Origin of the sequence: Megasphaera intestinihominis (assembly GCF_040096415.1) — a bacterium.
In the GTDB taxonomy this organism is placed as follows: Bacteria; Bacillota; Negativicutes; order Veillonellales; family Megasphaeraceae; genus Megasphaera; species Megasphaera intestinihominis.
The window spans coordinates 1-6802 of record NZ_JBBMEU010000091.1 but is presented as its reverse complement, the minus strand read 5'-3'; the positions used below and the strand labels follow the sequence as shown (position 1 = coordinate 6802).

The following is a 6802-nucleotide window of genomic DNA, read 5'->3' as shown; positions in this document are numbered from 1 at the left end:
CCCCCCCCCCCCCCCCCCCCCCCCCAGGCCACCTCGGGCTCAGATGCCGCTGCGCGGCAACAGATTCAGCGTAACAACATCACCTCGAGTGACCCTCGGCTCGTGGAAAAGGCCGTCGTTCGTGATTCGTAAAAATATACCATCAAAACTGTATAGGCTGTGGTCAAATCTCTCTAGCGGGCTTCCCACGTGGAAGCCCCTACTACAGGTCGGCGGTCTGTACCTGAAAAAGGCCCGTCATCTGGCGACGGGCCTTTTTCAGTATCTATGAGGTAAATTTAGGTTGGAGCCTAGCGGATGGAGACGTCTTCGCCGGCGAGGATGCGTTTCATCGTACGGGCCGGGCACATCTTACCACACATGGTGCAGGTGCCTTCACATTCCGGTTTACTCGATTCGTAATAGCTGCGGGCCTTTTCCGGGTCGATGGACAGGGAAATCATCTTGTCGAAGTCGACGTCGACGCGGGCTTTGCTCATGGCGTCATCCCATTCCTGAGCGCCCGGGATGCCCTTGACCAAGTCGGCAGCGTGGGCTGCGATGCGGGCAGCGATGATGCCTTCCTTGACGTCGTCGACGGTCGGCAGGCGCAGGTGTTCAGCCGGTGTGACATAGCAGAGGAAGTCGGCACCGCAGGAAGCGGCGATGGCACCACCGATGGCGCTGGTGATGTGGTCATAGCCCGGTGCGATGTCCGTGACCAAGGGCCCGAGGACGTAGAACGGAGCGCCGTGGCACAGGCGTTTTTCAATCTTCATGTTGGCTGCGATTTCGTTGAGGACCATGTGGCCCGGGCCTTCGATCATGACCTGGACGTTGTGGGCCCAGGCGCGTTTGGTCAATTCGCCCAAGGTGATGAGTTCTTCGATCTGAGCGGCGTCGGTAGCGTCATGGGTACAGCCTGGACGGCAGGCATCGCCGAGGCTGAGGGTGACGTCGTATTTTTCACAGATGTCGAGGAGACGGTCATAATATTCGTAGAACGGGTTTTCCTGGTTGTTCATTTCCATCCAGGCGAAGAGCAGCGAACCGCCGCGGGAAACGACGTTGGTCAGGCGCGGGTTGTCTTTGATGCGCTGTGCCGTCTTGCGGTTCATGCCGCAGTGGATGGTCATGAAGTCGACGCCATCTTCTGCGTGCTGTTCGACGACGGAGAAGAATTCATCGACGGTAATGTCTTTCAAGTCTTTTTCCAGCATGCCGACCGCATCGTACATGGGGACCGTGCCGATCATGGCCGTAGACATCTTGACCAGTTTGCGGCGGAAGTCACGGGTCTTGCCGAAATTGGACAAGTCCATGATAGCTTCTGCTTTCATGTCGATGGCATTCTGGACTTTCTGCAGTTCTTCTTCATGGTTGTTGTGTTCCGGAGAAACGCCGAGGTTGACATTGATTTTCGTGCGGCAGTCCTGGCCGACAGCTTCCGGCGACAGGCTGGTATGGACTTTGTTGGCCGGAATGGCGACTTTCCCGCTGGCGACGAGGGCCATGAGTTTTTCAACGGGCATGTGTTCCTTTTCAGCGACAATCTTCATCTGCGGCGTGACGATGCCTTTGCGGGCAGCGTCCATCTGTGTTGTGTAATCCATTACAAACATCCTTCCTATATAAAAATAATCCTTAATGCAATAAAAAAAGCTCGCCTGGCGGTCCTCCGCAGGTGAGCTTTATAATCCCGTAAAGCTTCCCTACGGCGGCATTACCCGCATCAGGTAAAGGGTCAAGTGTAATCCGTCACTTTTCTCAGCCCGAAGGCTCCCCTAGCTTTTTCTATGTATCTGTGGCTATTATAGTACGCCGCGAAAAAAAATGCAACACTTTCGTAACATTTATCATAGACAATTTCGCCATTTTATCCCACATAGACGTACATCCCCCTGCCGTGGTATAATAGGAATATCTTAAAAAGGAGGTCTTAACTTATGAAATATAAACCCTTGAAAGGCCTTGTCGTCGCCGCTATGCTGGCATCGTCCCTGGTCCTGGCTGCGCCCCAGGCCCTGGCAGCTGGTCCGGAACCGTCTGTCGTTACCGTCACGGGCTATGCCCAGCAAGAAGTCGCCCCGGATACGGCTTATGTCACTATCGGCACAACCAGTACCGACGCCGATGCCCAGCAGGCCCGGACCAAGAATAATCTGGCCATGAACCAGGTCACGAATGCCTTGAAGGCCATGGGTATCCCAGCGGAAAACATGAAGACCACGGGCTTCTATATGTCACCGAACTATGACATGAAGGGCCAGAAAGTCACGTCGTATACGGTGACCAACAGCCTGGAAGTCAAACTGACCGACCTCACTATGGTATCGCAGGTCATCAACAAGGCCGGCAGCCTCGGTGCCAACCAGATCAACAACGTCCGTTTTACCAATGAACACGCCGACCAGATCAAGGAAAACCTGATCAAAGAAGCCGTCCACAACGGTCAGCGCGCTGCCCAGGCCGCAGCTGAAGCCGCTGGCAGCCAGCTCGGTGCCGTCAAGGAAATCAACATTTCCGGTACGAGCCCGTCGTACAGCCGCGTCTACGGCGCTGCCATGAGCCTGCGGGCCGTCAACAAGATGGAAGCCGACTCGACACCAGTCGAAGCCGGCACCAACACCCTCAGCCAAAGCGTCAGCCTGACTTATTATCTGCAGTAAGCCGGACCGCGACCGTATCGTAAGCACGACCACGTGGCCTCACAAACCGCATTGTAGGGGCGACCACGTGGGGCGCCCGTCCAGAAGAGTTATTATATACACATCACACATGATTTGCGGGACGCCCTCTGGGCGTCCCCTACGAGCCACGAAAAAAAGGTTTTGTCCTTTGATGACAAAACCTTTTTTCTTTCCCCAAAATATGCTATGATAATACTGTTCTACCATAATAAAATAAGTTCTGAATCATGGAGGCCAGACAAGATGAAAGAATACACCCCTTTTAAATCCGGTAAAGTACGCGAAGTCTATGACGCAGGTGACAGCATTATCATGGTCGCAACGGACCGCATCTCCGCTTTCGACCACATCCTTAAGAACAAAATCACCAAAAAGGGCGCCATCCTCACGCAGATGTCCAAGTTTTGGTTCGATATGACGTCGGATATCATCCCGAACCACATGATTTCCGTCGACAACGCTGACATGCCGGAATTCTTCCAGCAGGAACAGTTCATCGGCAACAGCATGAAATGCCAGAAACTGACTATGATTCCCATGGAATGTATCGTCCGTGGCTACATCACTGGCAGCGGCTGGGAAAGCTATCAGAAGAATGGCACCGTTTGCGGCATCAAACTGCCGGCAGGTCTCAAAGAATCAGAAAAACTCCCGGAACCGATCTTCACACCGAGCACGAAAGCCGAACTCGGCGACCATGATGAAAACGTCTCTCTCGAAGAAGGCGCTGCTTTCATCGACAAGACCTTCCCGGGAAAAGGCAAGGAATACGCTGAAAAAATCCGCGATTACACCTTGGCCCTGTATAAAAAATGTGCTGAATACGCCCTCTCCAAAGGCATCATCATTGCCGATACGAAGTTTGAATTCGGCCTCGATGACAAAGGCAATATCGTCTTGGGCGACGAAATGCTCACGCCGGACAGCTCCCGCTTCTGGCCCCTCGAAGGCTACAAAGCCGGCCAGAGCCAGCCGTCGTATGACAAACAGTTCGTCCGTGACTGGCTCAAAGCCAACCCGGACAGCGACTACCTCCTGCCCCAGGACGTCATCGACAAGACCATTGCCAAATACAAAGAAGCCTACGAAATGCTCACTGGGAAAGCCTTCGACAAGTAGTTCGTGGCTCGTGGCTCTAAGGCCCGCCGCGAATCTTGTGAACTCGCTTTTGGCACTGTAGGGGTCGCCACGTGCGAGCCCCTACAATGAAAAAAATTTACAACAATTTAAAACAAAAAAAAGAAACCGTGCATGATGGCAGAAACCATTATGCACGGTCTTTTTTACGCCCCAAAGCTCTGTTCAGTGCGGTTGATGATTTCGTCCTGCAGGGCTTTGTCCAGGTTGTTGAAGTAATCGCTGTAGCCGGCGACGCGGACGATGAGGTTTTCGTATTGTTCCGGGTGGCGCTGGGCATCGAGGAGGGTTTCCCTGTCGACGACGTTGAACTGGATGTGATGGCCGTCCATGGTGAAGTACGACCGGACCAGGGCAGCCAGGCAAGCCAGGCCTTTCGGGCCGGCGACGACGGACGGCGTGAATTTCTGATTGAGCAGAGCGCCGCCAGTCTTGAGCTGTTCCAGTTTGGCACAGGACTTGATGACCGCCGTCGGTCCGTGGGTATCAGCGCCCTTTTCCGGCGAAATACCATCGGGCAGGGGCACATGGGCCCGGCGGCCGTTAGGGCTGGCGCCCATGACCTGGCCAAAGTAGACGTGACACGTCGTCGGCAGGAATTCGACGACCGTCTTCGAGCCTTTCGGCGTCGGCCTGCCGGCAATAGTTGCTTGCAGAGCCCGGTCGACGTCGTGGAGGATAGCGTCGGCGTAGTCATCATCGTTGCCGTACTTCGGCGTATGATGGAGGACGACGTCGAGCAAGGCATCGTCGCCGTCGAAGTCCCGGTCGCAGGCGGTGATGATGTCTTCCATGGTGAACCGCCGCTGTTCAAAGACCTGCTGTTTCAGCACGGCCAGGGAATCTGTAATGGTCGCAATGCCGACACACTGGATATAACTCGTGTTATATCGGGCGCCGCCGGCATTGTAGTCCTTCCCATTGGCAATGCAGTCGTCGGTGATGACTGACAGCAGCGGCACGGGCATGTACTGCATATAGAGCCGTTCGATGAGGTTATTGCCGACCACTTTGACATCGACGACGTATTTCAGTTCTTTCAGGAAAGCCTGCCATACATCGTCATATGACGCAAACTGCAACGGGTCGCCGACGTCGATACCTGCCTTTTCCCCGGTATAGGCATCATAGCCGCGATGCAGGGCCAGTTCCAGGACCTTGGGGATATTGAGATAGCCCGTCAGGACATAGGCTTCTTTCCCGGCCGTCCCGGCTTCGACGCAGCCGCTGGCAATGCCGCAGGCCCGGGCATCATCGAGGGATTTGCCCAGATACATCAGTTCCTGGACGATGGCTTCGCTGTTATAGAACGCCGGCTGGCCCCAGCCCTTGCGGGAGATTTCCAGAGCCTTCCGCAGGAAGCGTTCCGGCGTCTTCTGGGAAATCTGAACGTTGGAGCTCGGCTGGAGGAGGCGCATGTCGTCCATGACTTCCAGGATGAGATAGCTTACATCGCTGACGCCACAGGTCCCGTCGGACCGCAGGGCGCCGGTATTGATGTTGCAGAAATCGGTATACGTCGCGCTTTCCTTGAGGGTAATACCCACTTTCGGCGGTGCCGGCTGGTTATTGAACTGGATCCACAGCGCTTCCAGGAGCTCCTTGGCATCGTCCCGGGTCAGGCGCCCTTCGGCCAGGTCCCGGTCATAGAAAGGTTCCAGATACTGGTCGAACTTGCCTGGCGAATAGGCATCCCAGTTGTTCATTTCCGTCGTCACGCCGATATGGGTGAACCAGTACATCTGGATGGCCTGGCGGAACGTCTGTGGCCGGTGTTCCGGGACGACGTCGCAGACGGCGGCGATATCCAGCAGGTCCCGGCGCCAGGCCGGGTCTTTTTCTTTCGCCGCCATGTCCCGGGCCAGGGCGGCATAGCGTTTCCCCAAGAGGATCATGCCCCGGCAGACCCAGGCCATGCCTTCCCATTCGTCCCGTTTTTCCAGGGCATCCATATCGTTATTGAAATCGAGGCTGGCCAGGCGTTCCTGGATGTCCCGCAGGAAATCGCCATAGCCCTTCCAGTATATCTTGCCATCGGCCACGGTATGGCCCGGACCGCGCTGCTGCAGGAATTCCGTGAACATACCGGCAGCAAATAATTTCTGCCATGCCCGGGGCAGCAGGCCGTTCATCTTGGTCAGCATGGCCCGGTCCTTCCAGTATGGGATGATGACGTCCCGCTGGATGCGCTTATCTTCGTCGGTCACTCTGAAGAAGACCCGTTCGCGGCTGTTCAGGGTGTCGAAGTCTTCCAGGGTATGGCAGCACAGTTCCGGAAAGGTCGGTGCCGCCCAGGGTTTCGGCCCCTTTTCGCCGACGATGAGCGAGCCCCGTCCCAGATAGAGGGTCCGATGGGCCATGAGATAGTAAAAGGCTTTGCCCCGCAGGACGGGAATGGAACAAGTCCCTTCGTACTGCTGGTACGCTTCGGTCAGCAGCACGGCCCGTTCCATGGAAATCGTCGGGACGGCGCCGTGAACGCTTTCTTCCCGCAGCTGGCGGATACGGTCCGTACATCCCCGGATACCTTCCACGAATTTCTGTTCTTTCAAAGCTGTTGCCATGTGAATTCCCTCCTATCTAACCGCCGATGACGGTATCATAACCGAGTACAGCAAAAGATTGCCGGATGGCTTCCAAGGCCTGCCCTGACGGGGCATGGAACGGCTGGAACGTCCGATGCAGGGCCTCATATTTATGGCGTCCCAGCTCATGGTACGGCAGGAGATGGATTCTTTCCACGCGTATCTGCTGCGCCTGGAGCCAGTCCTGGAAGGGCCGGATATCCCGGTCCCCGTCGGTATTGACGCCGTCGACCATGATGAGCCGCAGATAGAGGCCGGCGCCGGCGTCGCTGAGGCGCTTCATGTTCTCCAGTATCTGCCAATTGCCCTGGCCCATATATTGTCGGTGGCGTTCGGCGTCAAAGAGCTTCATGTCGTAAAGGAAGAAGTCCGTATAAGGCAGGACCGGTTCAAAAGCCGTAAAGGGAACAG

The 6802-nt window shown here is 55.8% G+C and carries 5 protein-coding genes and 1 riboswitch; of the genes, 2 read left to right on the top strand and 3 right to left on the bottom strand.

The annotated features are described in order from the left end of the window. Nucleotides 1-290: 290 nt before the first annotated feature. Complete coding sequence (gene thiC, locus WMO23_RS10545) at nt 291-1592, bottom strand: phosphomethylpyrimidine synthase ThiC (RefSeq protein ID WP_020311363.1); 1302 nt, start codon at nt 1590-1592, stop codon at nt 291-293. Nucleotides 1593-1671: 79 nt separating this feature from the next. Further along, nucleotides 1672-1775, bottom strand: a riboswitch (TPP riboswitch). 150 nt (nt 1776-1925) lie between these two features. Here thiC and WMO23_RS10540 point away from each other — a divergent pair. Further along, nucleotides 1926-2648 (top strand): SIMPL domain-containing protein, encoded by a 723-nt coding sequence (locus WMO23_RS10540; RefSeq protein WP_292262609.1) that lies wholly within the window; start codon nt 1926-1928, stop codon nt 2646-2648. A gap of 264 nt (nt 2649-2912) precedes the next feature. Then, nucleotides 2913-3788: a phosphoribosylaminoimidazolesuccinocarboxamide synthase gene (locus WMO23_RS10535; protein WP_292298879.1), complete on the top strand. Its 876-nt coding sequence runs from the start codon at nt 2913-2915 to the stop codon at nt 3786-3788. A gap of 164 nt (nt 3789-3952) precedes the next feature. Here WMO23_RS10535 and hypD read toward each other — a convergent pair whose 3' ends face one another. Next, nucleotides 3953-6370, bottom strand: a complete 2418-nt coding sequence (gene hypD, locus WMO23_RS10530; RefSeq protein WP_292107165.1) for a trans-4-hydroxy-L-proline dehydratase — start codon at nt 6368-6370, stop codon at nt 3953-3955. A gap of 16 nt (nt 6371-6386) precedes the next feature. Next, the coding region (locus WMO23_RS10525) for a radical SAM protein (protein WP_494337469.1) at nt 6387-6802 on the bottom strand (416 nt) is incomplete at its 5' end.